The 20,735-nt window shown below is 61.7% G+C and carries 15 protein-coding genes, 1 tRNA gene and 1 riboswitch; of the genes, 3 read left to right on the forward strand and 13 right to left on the reverse strand.

Annotated features, from left to right (window positions below; translation table 11 throughout):
* Positions 1-68 precede the first annotated feature (68 nt).
* Positions 69-842 carry a sulfite exporter TauE/SafE family protein gene (locus BTIS_RS07400; RefSeq protein WP_338024204.1) on the reverse strand — a complete coding sequence of 258 codons (774 nt, stop codon included), beginning with the start codon at positions 840-842 and terminating at the stop codon, positions 69-71.
* Between the two features lie 577 nt (positions 843-1,419).
* Here BTIS_RS07400 and BTIS_RS07405 point away from each other — a divergent pair.
* Positions 1,420-2,814 (forward strand): NAD-dependent succinate-semialdehyde dehydrogenase, encoded by a 1,395-nt coding sequence (locus tag BTIS_RS07405; RefSeq protein ID WP_094664125.1) that lies wholly within the window; start codon positions 1,420-1,422, stop codon positions 2,812-2,814.
* 88 nt (positions 2,815-2,902) lie between these two features.
* On the opposite strand, the gene BTIS_RS07410 is transcribed toward BTIS_RS07405, so the two are convergent.
* From BTIS_RS07410 to pdxS, 4 genes are all read right to left on the reverse strand, one after another.
* Complete coding sequence (locus tag BTIS_RS07410; protein WP_094664127.1) at positions 2,903-3,985, reverse strand: LacI family DNA-binding transcriptional regulator; 1,083 nt, start codon at positions 3,983-3,985, stop codon at positions 2,903-2,905.
* A gap of 187 nt (positions 3,986-4,172) precedes the next feature.
* Positions 4,173-6,326: a beta-galactosidase gene (locus BTIS_RS07415; protein ID WP_094664236.1), complete on the reverse strand. Its 2,154-nt coding sequence runs from the start codon at positions 6,324-6,326 to the stop codon at positions 4,173-4,175.
* A 752-nt stretch (positions 6,327-7,078) separates the two neighbouring features.
* A complete protein-coding gene (gene pdxT / locus BTIS_RS07420; protein ID WP_094664129.1) occupies positions 7,079-7,699 on the reverse strand; it encodes a pyridoxal 5'-phosphate synthase glutaminase subunit PdxT in 621 nt (206 codons plus the stop codon).
* A 319-nt stretch (positions 7,700-8,018) separates the two neighbouring features.
* A complete protein-coding gene (gene pdxS, locus BTIS_RS07425) occupies positions 8,019-8,894 on the reverse strand; it encodes a pyridoxal 5'-phosphate synthase lyase subunit PdxS (RefSeq protein WP_094664131.1) in 876 nt (291 codons plus the stop codon).
* A gap of 435 nt (positions 8,895-9,329) precedes the next feature.
* On the opposite strand from pdxS, the gene BTIS_RS07430 reads away from it, so the two are divergent.
* Positions 9,330-10,970: a ClC family H(+)/Cl(-) exchange transporter gene (locus BTIS_RS07430; RefSeq protein WP_094664133.1), complete on the forward strand. Its 1,641-nt coding sequence runs from the start codon at positions 9,330-9,332 to the stop codon at positions 10,968-10,970.
* A 96-nt stretch (positions 10,971-11,066) separates the two neighbouring features.
* Here the strand turns inward: BTIS_RS07430 and BTIS_RS07435 are convergent, their stop codons facing one another.
* The 3 genes from BTIS_RS07435 to BTIS_RS07445 form a co-directional block, all read right to left on the reverse strand.
* Positions 11,067-11,459, reverse strand: coding sequence for a fluoride efflux transporter FluC (locus tag BTIS_RS07435; RefSeq protein ID WP_245819360.1), 393 nt, complete (start codon positions 11,457-11,459; stop codon positions 11,067-11,069).
* Positions 11,456-12,115, reverse strand: coding sequence for a fluoride efflux transporter FluC (locus BTIS_RS07440; RefSeq protein WP_094664135.1), 660 nt, complete (start codon positions 12,113-12,115; stop codon positions 11,456-11,458). Before BTIS_RS07440 ends, BTIS_RS07435 begins: the two co-directional genes overlap by 4 nt.
* Before the next feature lie 358 nt (positions 12,116-12,473).
* A riboswitch (Fluoride riboswitch) is annotated at positions 12,474-12,610 on the reverse strand.
* A gap of 175 nt (positions 12,611-12,785) precedes the next feature.
* A complete protein-coding gene (locus BTIS_RS07445) occupies positions 12,786-14,087 on the reverse strand; it encodes an adenylosuccinate synthase (protein ID WP_094664137.1) in 1,302 nt (433 codons plus the stop codon).
* Positions 14,088-14,381: 294 nt separating this feature from the next.
* Here BTIS_RS07445 and BTIS_RS07450 point away from each other — a divergent pair, with 294 nt between their 5' ends.
* Positions 14,382-16,124 (forward strand): polysaccharide deacetylase family protein, encoded by a 1,743-nt coding sequence (locus BTIS_RS07450; RefSeq protein WP_094664139.1) that lies wholly within the window; start codon positions 14,382-14,384, stop codon positions 16,122-16,124.
* A 117-nt stretch (positions 16,125-16,241) separates the two neighbouring features.
* Here the strand turns inward: BTIS_RS07450 and BTIS_RS07455 are convergent, their stop codons facing one another.
* The 5 genes from BTIS_RS07455 to BTIS_RS07475 all read right to left on the reverse strand — a co-directional run bounded on the left by BTIS_RS07455 (position 16,242) and on the right by BTIS_RS07475 (position 20,709).
* The gene (locus BTIS_RS07455; RefSeq protein ID WP_094664141.1) at positions 16,242-17,036 is read right to left on the reverse strand and encodes an inositol monophosphatase family protein; all 795 of its coding nucleotides are present in this window, start codon (positions 17,034-17,036) and stop codon (positions 16,242-16,244) included.
* A gap of 331 nt (positions 17,037-17,367) precedes the next feature.
* Complete coding sequence (locus BTIS_RS07460; RefSeq protein ID WP_158216867.1) at positions 17,368-18,231, reverse strand: cutinase family protein; 864 nt, start codon at positions 18,229-18,231, stop codon at positions 17,368-17,370.
* A gap of 136 nt (positions 18,232-18,367) precedes the next feature.
* Positions 18,368-18,441: transfer RNA gene (locus BTIS_RS07465), tRNA-Gly, on the reverse strand.
* A gap of 101 nt (positions 18,442-18,542) precedes the next feature.
* Complete coding sequence (gene htpX, locus BTIS_RS07470; RefSeq protein WP_094664145.1) at positions 18,543-19,472, reverse strand: zinc metalloprotease HtpX; 930 nt, start codon at positions 19,470-19,472, stop codon at positions 18,543-18,545.
* Positions 19,473-19,632: 160 nt separating this feature from the next.
* Positions 19,633-20,709, reverse strand: a complete 1,077-nt coding sequence (locus BTIS_RS07475; RefSeq protein WP_245819361.1) for a LysR family transcriptional regulator — start codon at positions 20,707-20,709, stop codon at positions 19,633-19,635.
* Positions 20,710-20,735 lie beyond the last annotated feature (26 nt).

Below are 20,735 nucleotides of genomic sequence, written 5' to 3' on the forward strand. Positions count from 1 at the left end.
AATCATCAACAGGGCAGGAAAACCCTGCCGGAACCGGCACCGGCACCGGCACCGGCACCCGACACTAACTACTTGCGCACGAAACGCTCGCGCAGACCGGGCGTGATCTTCACCGCGGTCCACAGACTGCGGACCAGCAGCACGCACAGATACAGCGCGAACAGGTTGGCACCCATACGCGGCGAGACGGCGCCGGCGGCCAGCGTGCCGAGCGGCGCGATAATGGCCGCGGTGATGCCGATGGTCAGGCCGTTGCGCAGATGCACGAGCTTGCGTTTGGTGTTGGCGATGGTACCGGCGATCGAGCTGGGGAACATGGCCAGCAGCGAGGTGCCACGCGCGATCAGATCGCTGGCCCCGAACAGCACGGACAGCGCCGGCACCATCACCGCACCGCCGCCGATGCCCAGCAGACCGGCAAGCGTGCCGATGCCCACGCCGAGCAGGGCGAGCAGCACACCGGTGATCACGGTCATGTGAATCGTATGGTCACGCGACGGCGTGAACACGATCTGCGAGGTGATCACGAACACGAGGAACACCACGAACACCCAGCGCAACACCACCTCCGGCAGTCGTGCGAGCAGCCAACTGCCGATCTGCGATCCGACCACCAGACCGCACGCCAGCAGCAGCGCCGCGATCCAGTCCACATCGTTGCCCGTGGCGTACGAGATCACGCCGGTGATGGATGTGGGGATGATCGCCGCCAGCGACGTGGCCGCCGCGTGACGCTGCGACAGCCCCAGAAACACCAGAGCCGGCACGATCACCGTGCCGCCGCCGATGCCGAACAGGCCGGACAGGAATCCGGACAGGATGCCCACACCGATCAGCATCATCCATACGTGGCTTGCGGGACGTCCCTCGCCGAGCGTGGACGATCCCTCACCGTTGTCGACGGGCTTGTCATTCTTCACGTTCTTGTCATTCGTCACGTTCTTTGCCTCACTCACGTCGGCCACATTACTCTGCGGCGCGCCCTCCGCACGAGAGGATTTCATGCCCAACACCATGCCGATCGGGGCCCACGTAACGACCCACGCAACAGCACACGCAACAACACGATATCGGCGCACGTCCGTGCCTCATCGAAGCCCAATGCAGCACAGCACAACGCAACACAGCACACTACAACACAGCACACCACCATCGTGGATTGCACGAGAGCAAATCCCCGGATAATTGCACGAACAACAAACGAATACTGTACGAATACCGGAAGAACAGCGACCGCTCCCGGCCAAGGCATCTATGCAAAGCCCCCTTTTCGAGGGATAATGACGTTGTGTCGAAGCCGAAATCATGGCAACGACAGGAACAATATCGGCAACGACTGGCACTCGTCCGGTGGGGGGGATGACCGGCACCGACGCCGCTCGTCACCGCCGACCGCAGGTCCTCAGAGAGGAGACCGCAATGGCATATGCAACGACTAATCCGTACACCGGGGAAACGCTGAAAACCTTCCCCATGGCCACGTTTGAAGAGGTGGACACCGCACTCGACGTGGCGCATCACGCATACGAATGGTGGCGGGACGAGCCGCTTACCGAACGCACCAAGGTGCTGTCCGCCGCCGCGGACATCCTCGAGCACGAGAGCAAGGCGTTCGCGTCCATGCTCACGCTGGAGATGGGCAAGGTCACGAGCGAGGCGGTGGCCGAAGTCAATGTGTGCGTGGCGATTCTGCGGTACTACGTGAAGCATACCGAGTCGCTGCTCGCGCCGAAGCTGCTGCAGACCGCAGGATTCGGCGACACCAACGTGCATCTGGTGAACGATCCGCTGGGCATCATCTTCGCGGTGGAGCCGTGGAATTTCCCGTACTATCAGGTGATTCGCGTGGCCGCGCCGCAGCTGGCGGCCGGCAACGTAGTGCTGCTCAAGCATGCGTCGAACGTGCCGCAGTGCGCGGCGCTCATGTCCGAACTGTTCCACCGGGCCGGCGCGCCGGACGGCGTGTTCACGAACCTGTATCTGCCGCATGAGCTCACCGAGCATGTGATCGCCAGCCCGTATGTGCGCGGCGTGGCGCTCACCGGATCGGAGCACGCGGGCGCGGTGATCGCGTCGCTGGCCGGCAAGCATCTGAAGAAGAGCACGCTCGAGCTGGGCGGCATGGACGCGTTCATCGTGCTGAAGGACGCGGATGTGGCGGCCGCCGCCGAATGGGCCGTGCGCGGTCGTTGCCGCAACGCGGGTCAGGTGTGCGTCGCGTCGAAGCGGTTCATCGTGGTGGATGACGTCTATGACGAGTTCGTGGACCGCTACCGCGCCGAGGCCGCGAAGCTGGTGGCCGGCGACCCCGCGGATCCCACGACCACGTTGGCCCCGCTGTCGAGCGTGCACGCGCGTATTCAGGTGGAGCGTCAGGTGGCCGACATCGTGGCGCAGGGCGCGTCGATCGAATATCTAGCGGAAGTGCCCGGATGGTCCGCCGACGGCACGCCCAACGAAGGCGCGTTCTACCCGCCGGCGTTGATCACGAATATTCCGGAGGGCACGCCCGCCGCACGTACGGAGATCTTCGGACCGGTGGCGCAGTTGTACCACGCCAAGGACGAGGAGGATGCGATTCGCATTGCGAACGATTCCCCGTACGGGCTGGGTGGTTCGGTGTTCAGCGCGGATGTGCATCATGCACAGGAGATCGCACGACGACTCGACACCGGCATGGTGACGATCAACCGGTCGAGCGCGTCCGGACCGGATATTCCGTTCGGCGGCGTGAAGAACTCCGGCTACGGTCGCGAACTGATCGATCTGGGACTGAAGGAGTTCGTCAACCAGAAAGTGGTAATCAACGGGTAGCGTTCACTGGGTGCACTGGGTGCACTGGGTGCACCGAGACAACCGAGCCCACCGGGTGCACCGGGCCAACCGGCCGGTGCCGTCACCGCTATCGCGTGGTGGCACGCTCGATGATCCGCGATTGCGTACGCAACGTCTCCGGGGGAATGGCCTCACCGCCATTCCCCCGTGTGTTTCCCGCGTTTGCGGCAATGCGCGCAAGCATACGATCAACCGCAGTGGACGCGATCCAGTCGAGCGACGAGTCCACGGTGGTCAGCGGCGGCAGCAGATACCGCGATTCCTCGTTGTTGTCGAATCCGATCACCTGCACATCGCCCGGCACGTCACGTCCGGCCAGATGCAACGCGGTCAGTGCGCCGATCGCCAGCTGATCGTTGAGACAGACCACGCCGTCAAAAGCGGTTCCGGTATCGATCAGCCGCTGCATGGTGGCCTGACCGTTGCCGATCGTCCAATCATGCCCTGTCACACCCACCAATCGGGGGTCCAGCAGCATTCCACGCCGTTCACATTCCTCGATTATGCCGCGAAGTCGCAGTTCCGCGTTGCCGTCGGCGGCATCGGCCAGCGCATCGTGATCGTACTGACAATGTGCGCCGATCACCGCAAGTCGCGTGCTGCCGCGATCGATCAGATATCCGGCAGCCCGCGTAGCGTCGCCGATCTCGTCGGTCGTCACGCGATCGACAAGATCCCAAGCCGTGCGCGACCCAACCGTCACCAACGGAAAATCCACGCTCAGATCGTCCGGCTCAAGCCGCTCCATCTCCGACATCGACAGAATGACGCCATCGCTGACCGTGCTGTTGAACGATCGCAGCAGCGCGCGTGCGCCCGTGGCCGATCCTTCCGCATACGTGGTGACGAACACCGAGTACTCGTGCGACCGGGCGGCCTCGATGACGGCGCTCGCCAGATTGGCGAGGTACGGCGCCGACAGCATGGGCACGGCAAGGATGATCGAACCGGTGATCCCACGGTTGAGATTGCGCGCCGACACATTCACGCGATAGCCGAGTTCGGCGATCACGTACTGCACCTTGTCGCGCGTGGCGTCCGTCATGCGCCCGTTGCCGTTGACCACGTTGGATGCGGTTTTGAGCGAGACTCCGGCGGCCTCGGCCACGTCACGCAACGTCACGCGTTTTCTGTGCTGTGGCATGGGCATGAGACTCCTTCATCACGGTGATCATGACAGTGGTTGGGCGCGCGGTCAGGCGGGGCCAGACAACGTTGGGCGCGCGGTCGGGCACGGAAATACGCCCAGTCATTGCCATACTACGGAGCCGCATGACCAATACGGGACGATGCGGAATGATTGTGTGACCGCGTAGATCGGCGTTATGACATCGACATCATTCCGCAGTGCGGGTGATGAGGATGGCGTTGCGATGCAGAACGTAATCACGAACGTTCGCATTACCGTCGTTGATCTTCTCACAACGATGCATGACGATCGGATCGCCAAGCACATTGTGTACGACCACATCCTCCTTGCCGCGCGGCATGATGAAGTCGAATCGCACGGTCTCGCCGGCGTCCTGATCCGCGCCTTCGCGCACGGTATGGATCACCTCGCCGTCCGGCCCGTCGGCAATATCACCGGCCAGTTCGCCGTCCGGCCCGTCGGCAACGTCGCCCAGCTGTTCGCGCACAAGCCGCGCGATATCCGCACGATTCAGGTCGCAGCCCACGTACCACGCCTCGCCCTCGCCGTACGCATTGCGCACGATGGCGGGCACGCCGTCGAGTTCCCAGTCGGCGGCCGCGGCACCTTGGTATGTGGCGATTACGCGAGCGCGCTCCCCCACCGACGTGACGTCGTTCTGCCACAGTCGGGTTGTGGCGCCGTTCGACAGCGTGATCTCGCTCGGTTCGCCGTCCGCTTCGGCACCGAGGATGTTGAACTCCTCGCTGCGCACGCCGAGTACGTCACGCAGCAGACCATCGCCCACGCCGGGGTATCCGCCAAGACCGACGTGGAAATGCTCGTCGATCAGTCCGGTCGCATACCCGACGATCACGCGGCCGCCGGCCTTGACGAAGTCGGCGATCCTGCGCACATGATCGTCGGACAGCATGATCACGGTCGGCAGCACGATCGTCGCGTATCCGCTCCAGTCGTAGTCAAGCGGCACGATGTCGGCGCGACGACCGGCGTCGAGATAGCCGCGATACCAGTCGCGCACGTCATGCCAGTGGTTGAGTTTCATACTCGGCAGGGTCTGGCTGCGCGTGGCCCATTCGGAGTCCGCGTGGAACAGGATCGCCGTGTCGGAACGACGGAGTTCCGTGCCCTGCACGCCCGCGTCGGACAGCGTGCGCAGCGCGGCACCCAGTTCGCACACGCCGCGGTACACGGCCGAATCCTCGCCGGCGTGCGGCACCATGCCCGAGTGGAACGCCTCGGCACCGGACCGTGACTGCCGCCACTGGAAGAAGCTGATCGCGTCGGCACCCATGGCCACGTGGGCGAGGGAGTCACGTAGCAGTTCGCCGTTGCGCTTGCGCATGTTGAGCGGTTTCCACTGCACAGCGGACGTGGAATGCTCCATCACATACCACGGCTTGCCGAGCGCGAACGCGTCGACGAGCGCGTCGGAGCAGGCGAGTTCGTCGAGGTGTGATTCGCCTTCGTGGAAGTAGTGGTCGTTGGACACGAAGTCGACGTCGTTCGCCCAGTCGGCGTAGTCCATGCAGCACTGGTCGGTGGATACCATGAAGTTCGTGGTGAACGGCTTGTCGGGGCAGATCTCGGCGATCGCGTCGCGTTCGGCGCAGTAGAAGTCTCTGAGTACGTCGTTGCCGAACCGTTCGAAATCGGCCCAGTGCGGCGGGTTGACCATGGAGTCGCCGCCCATGTGATACGGCAGCAGCACTTCGTCAAACGACTGAACCTGCTGTGACCAGAACGCGGTTCCCCACGCCTCGTTCAGTGCCTCGATGGTGCCGTATTTGCGTTCGCACCATGTGCGGAAGGCTCGCTGCGAGTCGTCGGAGAAGTCATAGCGGTTGTTCCAGCCGTATTCGTTGCCCATGTGCCAGGCGGTGACGAACGGATTGTCGCCGTATCGTTCGGCGAGTTTTCGACACATCGCGAGCGCGTATTTCTTGAACACCGGACTGGTGGGACGCCATGCCTGACGCGAGCCGGGGTTGATCACATGACCGTATCGATCACGCGGCAGCACTTCGGGATACCGTTGGTACAGCCATTGCGGTGCGGTCGCCGTGGCGGATGCCAGATCGACGGCGATGCCGGCATGGCCGAGTTTGTCGATGATCCGGTCGAGCCAATCGAAGTCCCACACGTCCTCTGCGGGCTGGATGCGACCCCAGCTGAAGATGCCCAACGCCACCGTGTTCACGCCGGCCTGTGTCATAAGACGGATGTCGTCGTCCCAGACGTCTTCGGGCCACTGATCGGGGTTGTAGTCGCCGCCGAATGCGATGCCGCGGCCGCTGTCGGTGAGTAGGCTCGGCCAGCGGAAGGGGCGACGATGACGGATCGTGGAGGGTTCGGAGGATTCAGGAGATTCAGGGGATTTGAGGCCTCTAGACGATGTGGGGAATACAGAGGATTCGTGCGGCTCGGATGAGTCACACGATTTGGAGGATTCAGGGAAACGCTGGGACATGGGAAACTCCTTACGCTGCTGTCGGCCGTCGGACGTGGTACAACTGTGTACCGAGATCTATGGTATACCGTTGTACCAGAAAATCAAAATCATCAGCCCCCTACATAAGGTCGCAGTACATAACCAAACCCAGATACACCGAAAGATCGCCACACCGTTCTTGGCCAAACCGGACAGAGGTCTGGGTAACTCAAGACAGGGATCTGGGCCGAACCGGACAAGAATCTGGGTCACACCGGACACATCAAAACCAATCCACCCCGTTCTGGGTCGAACCGGACAGAGGTCTGGGTAACACAGGACAAGACTCAGGGCCAAACCGGACAGAGGTCTGGGCCAAACCGGGTCATGAGCACCAGCTCTGGGTAAAACCATGTCACCAGCACCCTCTTTGCCACCCCTAACCTACCCGGTTATACCCAGACGTCCGCTTATACCCAGAACGGAGCATGCCGTCACCATACAATCCCACATACCAAAATCTGCCCACATACCAAACATCCCTATCTCTTAGTGTGATCACACTAAGGAATAGGGATGTTGGAATTGCAACGTTTTGCGGGGGTGCACGCTTAGTGTGAGCTCACACTAACGAAGGCCCACCGGACCGTCTACTCAACGGCTCAGAGGCTCAGGAACAGTTCGTGGATGCGGGTGTCGTCGGTGAGCTCGGGGTGGAATGCGGTGGCGAGGATGTTGCCCTGACGCAGACCTACCACATTGCCGTTCACCTCGGTCTCCACGGTGGCGTCGTCCCCCACGGACACGACAAACGGCCCGCGGATGAACACCAGAGGGAAGTCCTTGATGTCGCCGAAGTCCGCGTTCGCCGCGAACGATCCGAGCTGGCGGCCGTACGCGTTACGGCGCACCACGGCGTCAAGTGCGCCGAAGTAGACGTTGTCGTCGTTGTCGAGCTTCTTCGCCAGCAGAATCATGCCGGCGCAGGTACCGAACACAGGCTTACCCGCGGCGATATGCGCGGCGATCTTGTCGAACAGTCCGGTGGAGCGCAGCAGCTTGCCCTGTGTGGTCGACTCGCCTCCCGGCAGAATCACACGATCGATCGAATCGTCGAAGTCCTCGGCGGCACGCAGCAGCTTCCACTGCGCACCCAGCCGATCGAGCATGGCCGCGTGTTCGGCGAACGCTCCCTGTACGGCGAGGATGCCCGTCACGCCGTGCTTGGCGGATTCCGCCTGATCGGACTCCTCCTTGGAAATGTATTCAACGGCTACTACCAATGTCGTTCCCGTCTTTCCATAGTCAGATGGTCAAAAATTCAGTTTCAGATGGTGAAAAGTCAACGGCTCCCCTCCGAAGAGAGGAGCCGAAGCGATGGTCTCGCAAAACGCATGACGCGCTACCGTTGGGATGGCGTCCCATGTGACGCATGACGTCGTGACACATGATGTCGCAACAGCGATGTGCCGTGATGACTACCATCATGTCGGCCGTCTTCTTGACAGTCGACACCGCGATATCGTCATCACTTTGCCAACGTCATCCCGTCAACGTTCCGTCAGCGTTCGTCCGACGAATTGTGCGAATCGTTCGATCGCATCACTCGCCGCGAGCGGCCATGATGGTCTGGATCTCGTCCTCGTTGATACCGACCATGGCCTCGCCCAGGTTCTCGGAGAGCTTGGCCAGCAGATCGGCGTCCTGCCAGTTGGCTGTCGCCTGCACGATGGCGGCGGCGCGCTTGGCCGGATCACCGGACTTGAAGATGCCGGAGCCTACGAACACGCCTTCGGCACCGAGCTCCATCATCAGCGCGGCATCGGCCGGGGTGGCCACACCGCCGGCGGCGAAGTTCACGACGGGCAGACGGCCGTTGTCGTGCACGTACTTGGCCAGGTCGTAAGGCACGGCCAGCTGCTTGGCGGCCTCGAAGATCTCGTCGTCGCGCAGACCGACGAGCTCGCGGATCTGCTTGTTCATGGTACGCATGTGGCGCACGGCCTGGATCACGTCACCGGTGCCGGGCTCACCCTTGGTACGGATCATGGCGGCACCCTCGGCGATACGGCGCAGAGCCTCACCGAGGTTCTTGGCACCGCACACGAACGGCACGTCGAACTGGGTCTTGTCGATGTGATAGACGTCGTCGGCCGGGGACAGCACCTCGGACTCGTCGATGTAGTCGATCTCGATGGCCTGCAGAATACGGGCCTCGGCGATGTGGCCGATACGCACCTTGGCCATCACCGGGATGGAGACCGCCTGCTGAATGCCCTTGATCATGGCGGGATCGGACATGCGGGAGACGCCACCGGCGGCACGAATGTCGGCGGGGATGCGCTCCAGCGCCATCACGGCGCATGCACCGGCGTCCTCGGCGATTCGCGCCTGCTCGGGCGTGGTCACATCCATGATCACACCGCCCTTGAGCATCTGGGCAAGGTTCTTGTTCAGCTCAGACCTGTTCTCGGCCATGCTATTCCCCTTTGTACTGTTGTGGTCGTCGGCCGTACAGCCGATTGTCATTCACCCTCACTGCGTTTCACGTGGAACGCGGATCATAGGATACGTAACGTCCAATGCTATGAACGTCACGTTACGGACATGCGAAACAGCCCATATTTCGATGAGGATAGGCGATAATCAAAACCGATAACGCGTTCAAAACAGCGGACACGGCGCGCAACGACGCCCCTTCCCCCTCACCGACTCCCGGGCCACTGCGTGGACCGAATCCCGCATGGCGGTATGCTGGACGCGACAATGAAGGAGATGGGCATGGTCGAGTCGGGCTCACATAGCGTTTCGCGGAGCGCTCCAGATAATTCTACATCCGACGGAGCGCGTGACGTCGCCACTGTTTCACGCAATGTTTCACGTGAAACACCATCCCATTCACGTCGTCAATCCATGTCGGCAACACGTCAACCAACACGTCGACCAACCCAGATACATCGTTTTCTTTCCGACTTCAGCCGGATCAAATGGCGAATCGCAGCCAAGGGCATCATCAGCGGATTCTTCGTGGGACTGCTGGTAGTGCTCTACCGACTCGGCATCAGCTACGGCACACAGTTCGCCACGGCAACGTACGCATGGCTGCGAGACAATCCGCTGTGGATCGCGGTATGGGCCATGGCCGCCGTGGCCGCAGGACTGTTCGTCGCATGGCTGATCCGTTGGGAACCGATGGCGTCGGGCAGCGGCATTCCCCAGACCGAAGGCGTGGCGACCCGCGGCATGCGCATGCGTCCATGGTCGATCCTCGTCGTACGATACGCCGGCGGACTGCTCTGCGGACTGTTCGGCCTATCGATGGGACGAGAGGGCCCGTCCGTGCAGATCGGCGCAGCCACCAGTCAGGCCACAGGCGGCCGACTCGCCCACGGTCAGGTGGATCGCAACGCGCTGATCACATCGGGCGCGGCGGCCGGTCTGTCCGCAGCGTTCTGCGCCCCGCTATCCGGTGCCATGTTCGCGCTGGAGGAGATCCACCGCAGCTTCTCCCCCACCATCCTGCTCACCGCCATGAGCGCATCACTGACCAGCGACTTCGTGGCCAAATACTGTTTCGGTCTCCGCCCGGTGCTCAACTTCGCCACAATCCGGCAGCTGCCGCTCGCCCAATACTGGTGGCTGGTGCCGCTGGGCATCGCCACCGGTGTGGTCGGTGTGCTCACCAACCGTCTGCTTCTTGGCCTGCAAACGCTGATGAGCCACGTACCGGCCATGGCCCGGCCGATCATCTCCCTCGCCGTGGCATTGCCATGCGGCATGCTGCTGCCACTCACGCTCGGCGGCGGCGAGAACCTGATCGCGTTCGTGGAACAAGGCGGCGCGGGAATCGGACTGCTGTTCGCCCTGCTGATCGTGAAGATGCTCTTCACCGCCACGAGTTTCGCCAGCGGAGCCCCCGGCGGCATCTTCATGCCTATTCTCGCCGTCGGGGCGATCACCGGCGGACTGGTGGCCACGCTCGGCGGATCGCTCAGCTCACTCATCGACGGCCAGAACGGCTTCGGCGAACTAACCGCGCGTCTCGCAATCGACCCGCAATACATGGCCGTGTTCGCCGCGATCGGCATGGCCGGCACACTCGCCGCAGCAACGAAAGCGCCAATCACCTCGATTCTGCTGATCGTTGAGATGTCGGGCAATATCACGCATATGCTGCCCGTCGCGGCATGCGTATTGATCGCGTTGTTCGTGGCCGACCTGTGCAATACGAAACCGATCTACGAAGTGCTCCTCGACCGATACCGCGCCGGGCACCCGGACAACGCCGGCACCGCCGACGCCGAACCAACCGCCATCCGCAGCGGTGTGATCGAATACCCCGTCGAGATCGGCAGCACAATGGCCGGATCGACGGTCGGCACCGTACCACTGCCGGACGGCATGATGATCATCACGATCCGTCGCGGCAGTCATGATTTCGTACCGAATCCGGGTTCCGTGGTGCTCGCCGGCGACTATGTGGTCGTACTGTTCAGCGGCAAGACGGAAGACACCGCCCGATCGGCGCTCGCCGACCTCTGCCATGCGAACTGATAGCAAGCACCGAAACCCGGCACCGGGCAGCCGCCGCGAAGTGGCCATAACGAATCACGTCAGCACGCCGCCATCGGCACTACCCGGCTAACCCGGCTACCCCAGCGCGCCCATCATCTGCCAACCGAGCGCGGCGCAGAGCACGGGGACCACGATGCAGGCGATCAGATAGTAGCCTGCCATGGCCTTGTGCTCGCCGCGGGCGAGCGTCACCACCTCGTTGATGGCGGTGGAGAACGTGGATAGACCACCAAGGAATCCCGTCACCGCCATAAGATGCCACGGATCCGGGAACGCCGACGCGGCCGCAGCGGCACCGGCCATGCCCGCGAGCAGCGACGCGATGATGTTGATGATCAGTGTGGACAGCGGAAACGCGTGCTTCCACGCCAGTTTGACTGCCGTATCAAGCACGAATCGTGCGGTGGCACCCAGACCGCCGCATACGCAGACGCCGAGGAACGTCAGCACCGAGGCGAAAAACATCATCGGGCGCCTCCGGTCACAGTCGTCGTATCGGATTCATCCGATACGGATGATCCCGCGGAATCAAAGGAATCAGAAGAATCCGCAGAGCCAGCGGAACTCGCACGCATCGCACCTGACGCCGCCTCCTCCGAAGCTCTCGCCGCAGCCACGCCATCCCACACGCTCGACGCCATATGATCGGCACGCACGCGCGTAATCGCCAAGGACACGCGCACACCACCATATGCGGCCAACGTACCGATGCCAAAGCTCAGCAGCACATATACCAGCACGCCGAACACGTTACCGGCACCCAGATCGCTCAGCTGCTCGAACGCCAGCGTGGACATGGTGGACAAACCGCCGCACATGCCCATGCCGAATCCGCGCGATACCAGATCACGACTGCGCTTGCGCACCCACGCGGCACGCGACACGTACGTGCTCAACGCCGCGTACACGAAACACGCCACGATATTCGCGGTGAACGTGCCCAGATGGATCGCGTCCCACACGGACGGACCGGGCATGCCAGACGCCGACGAATTGGCCAACGACAGTCCGTATCGCATACCCGTTCCCAAGCACCCGCCCAGAAACACCACCAGATAGATCACAGGATCGGCCAACGGCGGACGACTGTCCCCGAACGTCTCTCCCCGCACGGTTTTACCCATCTCAACCCTTCTCTCTGCAACATCGCACCACGGCGACACGCCGATAGGCACCAGCGTACTCCGTCTGGGAAACCAGATGGAAAACCAGATGCACGATTTACCGATTCAACGAGTATCAATCCAACGGAAGCACCGATTTCAACGGGGATACCGATCCGAATGATCACAAGAGACACCGATCCGCAGAGAAGGGAATGCGGCGGAAAAGTATGAAACGCATCCGCTGAATTCGACCATCCCACGCATCGCAACGCGCTTCCACGTGTCGCACGCATCGTCGTCGCGCGCGTCTGCACACGCATGCGCCCAACGCACCGACGCTCTGCATATGACCTCGGGAATCCGGGCCATCGCCTGTCGAATCGTAGGAACCATCAGCGGAAATGCGGTTCGAATGCCCGACCCGCGCAACCGGCCGCGTATGCCCTCGCATACATTCGCTCGCGGTCGCCAACGACGCCAGACATTCAGGTGAGTTCCATCACCAGTGCGTAATAGTAGGACGGACCACGCCCAAATGCAAGCGGTTCACCAATCGGCGATAGGACCGGATGCGCGTTGTGAAGTCAACGCGCGGTTGCCGTATCGTCGATTGGTGAACCGCTTTCTGTCTGATTTACCAACTAGTCGGTCTAGTTGATCTGACGCCGACCAGCCGGCCTGATGCCAATTAGTCGATCAGCGAGTGCACCGAAATGATGTGATCGCGCTGCGGGCCGGTGCCGATGGCGGAGATACGGCAGTTGGAGATCTCCTCGAGGCGCTTCACGTACGCCTGGCAGGTGGCCGGCAGATCCTCGAAGCTGTGCACCTGCGAGATGTCCTCCTCCCAGCCGGGAAGTTCCTCGTAGATCGGCTTGGCGGCGGCGAACGCGGCCTGATCGCACGGCATATCGTCGTAGCGGGTGTGGGTGCCGTCGGCGTTCTCCACATCGTAGGCCACGCACACCGGAATGGACTTGAGACCGGTGAGCACGTCGAGCTTGGTGAGCACCAGATCAGTCAGACCGTTGACCTGCGAGGCGTAACGGGTCACCACGGCGTCGAACCAGCCGCAGCGACGCGGACGTCCGGTGGTCACACCGTATTCGTGACCCTGGGAGCGCAGCCAATCGCCCTGCTCGTCGAACAGCTCGGTGGGGAATGGCCCCTCGCCCACGCGGGTGGTGTAGGCCTTGGCTACGGCGATCACACGATCGATCTTGGTGGGGCCCACGCCGGTACCGGTGCAGGCACCGCCGGCGGTCGGGTTGGAGGAGGTGACGAACGGGTAGGTGCCGTGATCCACGTCGAGCATGGTGGCCTGACCGCCCTCGAACAGGACGGTCTTGCCGGCGTCGAGCGCCTTGTTGAGCACCAGCGACGTGTTGGTCACGTACGGATGCAGGCGCTCGCCGAGTGCGAGCAGCTCGTCGGTGGTCTGGTCCACGTCGATCGGACGACGGTTGTACAGCTTGACGAGCATCTGGTTCTTCTGGTGCAGGCTGGCCTCAACCTTGTCGTGCAGGTGTTCGGCGTTGAAGAGGTCGTGCACGCGGATGCCCACGCGGTTGATCTTGTCGGCGTAGGCCGGGCCGATGCCACGGCCGGTGGTGCCGATCTTGTGCTTGCCGAGGAAGCGCTCGGTCACCTTGTCGAGCGTGCGGTGGTAGGGCGCGATGATGTGCGCGGATTCGCTCACCAGCAGTCGCGAGCAGTCCACGCCGCGCGATTCAAGTCCTTCGATCTCCTGGAACAGCACTTCGGGGTCCACCACCACGCCGTTGCCGATCACGGGGGTCACGTTCGGGCTGATGATGCCGGACGGAAGCAGGTGCAGCGCATACGATTCATTGCCCACAACCACGGTGTGGCCGGCATTGTTGCCGCCGTTGAAACGCGCGACATAGTCCACCTTGGTGCCGATGAGGTCCGTGGCCTTGCCCTTGCCTTCGTCGCCCCACTGCGCACCGATCAAAATAATTCCAGGCATGATCTCCTCCGAATCCTGCGGACCTGCAAAACCGCTCGTTTACGCCGCAAACAGGTTACCGTAAGCCATGAACCGATCATGTTTCGATCTTCATATATGGTCATCCGGGACGCGGTGGGCATAACGTCGCCGTGTTTTCCCAAACCGACGGCAAACAATCGACGAACTTTTTCACAGTATCCCCCATGATCACCGCATCGGCATGGGTAATACCCTCCTACACTGATACAGGAATACAAGAGAATAACGAAAAAACGAAGTAATTCAGTGGGAGTCACGAAAGGTTCAGTAGACATGGCATCCCCGAACGATCGTATGAATGACGACGATATGGCCGGCCGCGGTCTGCACGACGACAGCACGACCCGCCATCAGACTCCGGAGCATGTGGAAGAACTGCATTTCGGCGACAGCGCCCGCGGCGCGTATTATGACGACGACGGCAAACCACGAAAGCGTGGATTCTTCTGGCGATTCAGCCGTGCGGCCAAGGCCGAGAACGCCGACGAGGCCAAAACCAGGCGCGAATCCGGAGCCGCAGGCACCGCAGCAGGAACGACGTCCGTGGCAAATACCGTGGAATCCCAACCGAGGCCGGAACACGAGTCCCGCACTCAGACGCCGACCGAGCCGCCACATCAGGAACCGGCGATAGGTCGCATCGCCATGTCGGAGCCCGAACCGGAACCGGCCAGCACACCGGCACGAACCCCCGTAATCCCCACAACTCTGACCGTATCGGGACAGTCCGGCGACGGCACCGCAACGGCCAACCACGGTTGGACCGTCGCCCGCAAGTGCGTGACGATCATCATGACCATGGTGGTCGTGGCCGCAGCGGGCTGCACCAGCTTCTGGATGTGGGAGAACCGACTGCGCCCGATCACCGTCACCGTGAACGGCACGTCGGTCAAGACCCGTGTCAACACGTCGCTCATCACGCTGCTCAACATCAACGATGGATTCGGCACCCAGGCAGGCAAGCTGCTCTCGGTCAGCGGCAAGACGCTGGATGAGCACGGCGGCGACCGCTATGCCGTCACGCTCGGCAATACCGAGGTCAAGTCATCCGATCTGGCGTCGACCCGCGTCAACGACGGCGACGTGCTGTTCGTGAAGAACGGCAAGGATACGACCGAGCCCCACCAGGTGGTCAGGGCGGCGATCCCGTTCGGCAACGATGTCAATCTCAAGGGCGGCGGCACGATCCAGTACGTGGAACAGCAGGGCGTGGACGGTGTCAAGGAGCAGTGGGTCGGCGAGCAGTCCAAGGAGACGGTCGATAAGAAGGTGCTCAAGGAGCCGGTGAACTTCAAGGTGACCACCAAGAGCCCGAACCCGCAGGACGGCAAGAAGTACATCGCGCTCACGTTCGACGACGGCCCAAGCAAGTACACGCAGGACATCCTCAACATCCTCAACGAGAAGGGCGTGCACGCCACGTTCTTCAACCTGAGCGAGCAAGGTACCGAGTTCCCGGATCAGGAGAAGGCGGTCGCGGCGGCCGGCAACGAGGTGGCAAGCCATTCCGTGAGCCATAAGTACCTGCCGAAGCTGTCCCGCGACGATCTGCGCAAGGAAATCAACGATTCGTTCGCGCCGATCGAGGCCAACACCGGCGGATCGGGGCGCATGTTCCGCTCGCCGTATGGCGCGTTCGAGGCGCAACAGTGGGTGGACTCGACGGATCTGATCAGCATGAACGTGCTGTGGAGCATCGATACGGAGGATTGGCGCCGTCCCGGCCCCGACAAGATCCATGACGCCGTGCTCGGTCATGCACGGAACGGCTCGATCGTGCTCATGCACGATGGCGGCGGCGATCGTTCACAGGATATCGAGGCCCTGCCCCGCATCATCGACGATCTGAAGAACGAGGGATTCACATTCGTGACCGTGTCCGAGATGATCAAACTCGACGGCACGTTCCCGCAGCATGTGATGGATAACCAGCCGGTTCCCGCCGTCGCGAATGCGTCGAAGGACTCGGCGGCATCAGGCTCGGCTGACGCGTCGTCCTCGCCCACGACCAAGTAATCACGACCACGTAATGCGATGATCCCGTGGCGGCTGACAAACCGTCACGGGATCATTGCGTACAAACCCACTGCAGGAACACTGCAGGAATACTCACTACAGGAACACTACTGCCCGCTACTGCAGGAACACCTCACGCAGATGTTCGGCCACATATGCGTTGCCGGCAACAATGCTGGTGTGCATGGCGCTGCCGAGATCGCCGCCCTGCCAGTCGGTCACCACGCCCCCGGCCTCGGTGACGAGCAGACGTCCGGCCGCGTGGTCCCACAACTTCACATCGCGTTCGAGGAATCCGTCAAGACGGCCGGCGGCCACCCATGCCAGATCGAGGGATGCGGAACCGCTGCGACGAATATCGGCGCAGTTCTCGAACACCTTGCCGAACATGTTGAACTGCGCGGCGGCCGTCGTGCGGTTGATGCCCTTGTGTGAGGTTCCCAGACCGATCAGCGCCATGCCAAGATCGGCCACCATGCTCACATGGATCGGCTTGCCGTTGAGGAATGCGCCCTTGCCGAGTTCGGCGGTGAACATCTCATCCAGATACGGCTGGTAGACCATCGCCTTGATCACCGTACCGCCGTCAAGCAGTGCGAGCGCGATCGCGCTGTGATGCATGTGATGAATCAGATTCGTGGTGCCGTCCACTGGGTCGAGCGCCCAGACCAGACCGTTGAAATCGGCATGCGGATCGTCGTCTTCCTCACCGGTGAATTGGATCTCCGGATAGTGCTTCGCCAGTTCGCCCTTGATGTAGGCCTGAATGGAGGAATCGACCTCCGTCACGTAATCCGCCGGTCCTTTGAGTCGAATACGATGTACCGCCACCGCGTCGAACATGTACCGTCGTGATGCCTCCCGGACGACCTCGTCCAGTATCGTCATATCGACTTGTTGTGCACTCGTCATTAAGTCCTCCAATTGTCGTCTCCATCATCATGACTGACCATGCACTGCCATGCGCCGTCGTGCCATCGTTTGCTTGGACGAACAATCCCATCCATTTTCCATCCGTTATACCCAGCGAATATGCCATGCCTGTACATTGAAACCTACGAATAGGCCAATAACGAACAAAATGTGCACAAACAAACGGCATGATCACGTTCACGTGTGCGGAAGTCAAGTACCGCAAGCGTTTGCACCGATTATTCGCTTCGTTCGTTCATGGAAATCAGTCGGGCACGGAATGGGATCGCCATGAACTCCGCCGTGGGCTCACCCTAGGCCAGCCATGGGGTCACAGCCCAGAAGTATGAATCCGGGAGGTCACGAAGTCGACGCCCTGCTCGCGAGTTCCGTCGGAGAAATAACTGCGATGCCCCTCCTCCACACCGCCCTGCTGACAGATGATATCGTTCGCCGCGCAGTAGTCCACGATCCGTCCGTCACGCGCATAACCGGACAGGGCCGTAACGTCACGCGGGGCGAGCATGCCGTTCTTCGCAGGGTCGAATCCGCCGGCATTATAGGTTGCCTTGCCGTTGAACCGCGGATCACCGTACATCACCACGGCGAGCACATTCCGGGATGCCGTCTCAGGAATCCGGTCCTGGGTTCCGTTGGTATTCAGCCGATATTGCGGATCGGACAGCGCATCGCCCACTACGGCGGCACCCTGGGAGAACCCAAGCAGCACGGTTTTCTGCATGGGACACTGCTGTGCGCCACCACCCAGCATGGCGACGAGCGCGGTCACGCCATCGTTCACACTGTTCAAGTCGAACGTGGCCGGATAGTCGAGCGATGTGGTCTGCACCTTGCCGGGGAACGCATCGGCGATGGCGGAGGCCACCGGGTTGAGCAGTCCGTCATCCACGCTTTCGCCGGTGCCACGCGCGATGATGACGCGAACGGACTTAGTCGAATCGCAACCGGAATCACCCCAGTTGCGGTTGTCTGCGGTGTTGTTGCCTGGTACGCCAGTGGAAGACGGCTGCGGAGACGGCGATGTCGACGCGGTCGCAGTCGCGGTCGGAGCGGGACTCGCAGCATCTCCCCCGTCGTCCATTCCACATGCGGCCAACGGCAGGATCGACGCCACCAGAATCATCGCCGACACCACACGCGTCATATCCCGTAGCCGTGTGCAGACTTTCCCCATTCGCATACCTCGACCTTACCGCGGCCGCCGGTTGTCGCCACCGGATCGTTTGGCATCGGAACAGTGGCATGCCGGCCATGACACTTATACATCATCTGAAATAGCAGAAAACCGTTGGTTTCCCAACGGTTTCTCATGGAGCGGATGACGGGAGTCGAACCCGCCTTTAGAGCTTGGGAAGCTCTCGTTCTACCGATGAACTACATCCGCGAAAGGTGCGTCTTGTGGACGCGAGGATTCAGTCTAGCACGCAATCTCCGCGGCCCAAAGCAATCCGTCCGAATTCATGGACCGCGCGATGCGATCCCCGCCTACCGCAGTGAAATACGCTGCCCGGGAACGGCACCCGCGGCACGCAGCTCACGACTCATCTGCATCAGACGCGCGATGCGCTCGCTGGTCGGCGGATGTGTGGAGAACAGACGGCTCAGGCCCTCCGCGGTAAACGGATTGGCGATCATCAGCGCGGACACGCTCTGCGTTCCGGCGGTCTGCGCCATGGGTGCCATCTGCACGCCCGACTCGATCTTGCTGAGTGCCGACGCCAGCGCCTCCGGGTCACCGGTGAGACGGCTGCCGTCCTCGTCCGCATCGAATTCACGCGTGCGGCTGATGGCCATCTGAATCAGGGACGCGCCGATCGGCGCAAGGATCATGCTTATCAGCAGGCCGATGATGTTGCCGCCGCCTTCACGCTCATCGTCGCTGCTGCTTCCGCCGAAATACATGAGCGAGTAGCCCAGATACGTGATCACCGTGCTCATGGCCGACGCGATCGCGCCGGTGAGAATATCACGGTTGTACACGTGCATGAGCTCGTGGCCGAGCACGCCGCGAATCTCGCGCTCATTGAGCAGCTGCAGAATGCCCTGCGTGCAGCAGACTGCCGCATGCCGTTCGTTACGGCCGGTGGCGAACGCGTTCGGGCTCATGGTGGGCGCGATGTAGATACGCGGCATGGGCTTGCCCGCGCGCGCGGACAGCTCCCGCACGATGCGGTACAGTCCCGGTGCCTGCTGTTCGGAAACCCACTGGGCGCGCATCGACGCGATGGCGAGTTTGTCGGAGAACCAGTAGGACACGAACGTAGTGGCCAGGCCTATGCATATGAATAGGCCCAGCGTGCCTCGGCTACCGCCGGTCAGCCACCATATCAGCATGATGATGGCCCACATCAGCGCGAATAACAGCGTGGTTTTCAGGCCGTTGAAGTGACCACGCACGTGAATTTCACGGTCCATGGGACTCAACGTAATTATTCAGACTGGATATTTGCTGAAGATTAGGGGGAAACCGGGTGCAAACGTGTGTGATTGGCTCCGGATTGCCACGCGTCGGATTGGCCGCAGATCGTTTACAAATCGTTGCAGATCGTTGCGGATCGGCGCGGCTCAACACACGTCAGCCCAAGACCGGCTGCTCGTAGGTCATATGATCCTTGAGATAGCCGCGTGCGGTACGGGTCAGTTCCTCACGCAGATACTGCAGCGAGTCGCGCGTGTCGTTCACTCGCGTAAGGATGCCGATCTGACGACTGGCATCCGCATCGGCGATCGGGCAGGCCACAAGATCACTCTGCAGATGCAGACGGGTGTCGAGTGCGGGAACCAACGAAACACCCATGCCCATCTCCACCAGATTCTGCGTGGCCCAGTAGTCGTCGGTGGCATGATGGATGTCGGGCTTGAAACCGGCACGACTGGCGAGCTTGAGCAGATTCGCACGGCAGGTGGCACACCCGGCGATCCAATGCTCACCGCGCGCCGCAGTCAAATCCACCGGCTCATGATTCTTCTCATAGGCGCGGCCGATATCGCTGGTCTTGCGCACCAGCAGACGCAACGGGTCGACACCCAACGGTTCGAATTGCAGGGAATCGTCGATCTGCAGAAAATGCGGCAGCGTACCGTACCGGAAGATGATGGCCGCGTCGGCCTCGCCGCTGCTCACCTGTTCCACGGCCTGCGGCGGTTCCATCTGCGCAAGATTGACCTCGAGTCGATGATGACGATGATCGTCGGGAGATGCACTGCCGGACGAAACGCTCCCGGATGCAGTGCCCGTCGGATTACCCAACGCAGCGCCGGACGGGTTCGTCTCTCCCGCTTCGTCGGCCTCGTTCGCCATGCTGATCTTGACCACGGTTTTCGCCACGATCGTGGAACAGATCGACGGCGGTGCGACGATGCGCAGATGTGCGAAATTGCCACGCTGATAGTCATTCAGTTGCAACTGCGCCTGGGCGAGCGAGTCAGCGATCGCTTCGCCATGACGGGCGAGCATGGCACCCACCGGCGTGAGTTCCACACCGCGAACGGCACGCGTAACGAGCTGCATGCCGCATTGGGATTCGAGTTTCTTCACCTGCTGGCTGATGGCGGGCTGACTCCAACCAAGCGCCTTCGCCGCAGCGGAAAATGACCCACACCGTGCGATCTGCCATAAGGTCACGAGCGATTGCGGGTTCAGTTCAGCCATGCCGCCCAGTCTATCCAACCCCTGAG

It is taken from the genome of Bifidobacterium tissieri, assembly GCF_002259645.1.
Taxonomy (GTDB): Bacteria; Actinomycetota; Actinomycetes; order Actinomycetales; family Bifidobacteriaceae; genus Galliscardovia; species Galliscardovia tissieri.

Excerpts from the sequence above, each read along its gene's own strand:
- BTIS_RS07450 (WP_094664139.1), top strand. The coding sequence starts at position 14,382 with ATGGCATCCCCGAACGATCGTATGAATGACGACGATATGGCCGGCCGC.
- BTIS_RS07440 (WP_094664135.1), bottom strand. The coding sequence starts at position 12,115 with ATGGGTAAAACCGTGCGGGGAGAGACGTTCGGGGACAGTCGTCCGCCG.
- BTIS_RS07410 (WP_094664127.1), bottom strand. The coding sequence starts at position 3,985 with ATGCCCATGCCACAGCACAGAAAACGCGTGACGTTGCGTGACGTGGCC.
- BTIS_RS07445 (WP_094664137.1), bottom strand. The coding sequence starts at position 14,087 with ATGCCTGGAATTATTTTGATCGGTGCGCAGTGGGGCGACGAAGGCAAG.
- BTIS_RS07430 (WP_094664133.1), top strand. The coding sequence starts at position 9,330 with ATGTCGGCAACACGTCAACCAACACGTCGACCAACCCAGATACATCGT.
- BTIS_RS07475 (WP_245819361.1), bottom strand. The coding sequence starts at position 20,709 with ATGGCTGAACTGAACCCGCAATCGCTCGTGACCTTATGGCAGATCGCA.
- BTIS_RS07460 (WP_158216867.1), bottom strand. The coding sequence starts at position 18,231 with ATGGGGAAAGTCTGCACACGGCTACGGGATATGACGCGTGTGGTGTCG.
- BTIS_RS07400 (WP_338024204.1), bottom strand. The coding sequence starts at position 842 with ATGATGCTGATCGGTGTGGGCATCCTGTCCGGATTCCTGTCCGGCCTG.
- BTIS_RS07405 (WP_094664125.1), top strand. The coding sequence starts at position 1,420 with ATGGCATATGCAACGACTAATCCGTACACCGGGGAAACGCTGAAAACC.
- BTIS_RS07455 (WP_094664141.1), bottom strand. The coding sequence starts at position 17,036 with ATGACGAGTGCACAACAAGTCGATATGACGATACTGGACGAGGTCGTC.
- htpX (WP_094664145.1), bottom strand. The coding sequence starts at position 19,472 with ATGGACCGTGAAATTCACGTGCGTGGTCACTTCAACGGCCTGAAAACC.
- pdxS (WP_094664131.1), bottom strand. The coding sequence starts at position 8,894 with ATGGCCGAGAACAGGTCTGAGCTGAACAAGAACCTTGCCCAGATGCTC.
- BTIS_RS07435 (WP_245819360.1), bottom strand. The coding sequence starts at position 11,459 with ATGATGTTTTTCGCCTCGGTGCTGACGTTCCTCGGCGTCTGCGTATGC.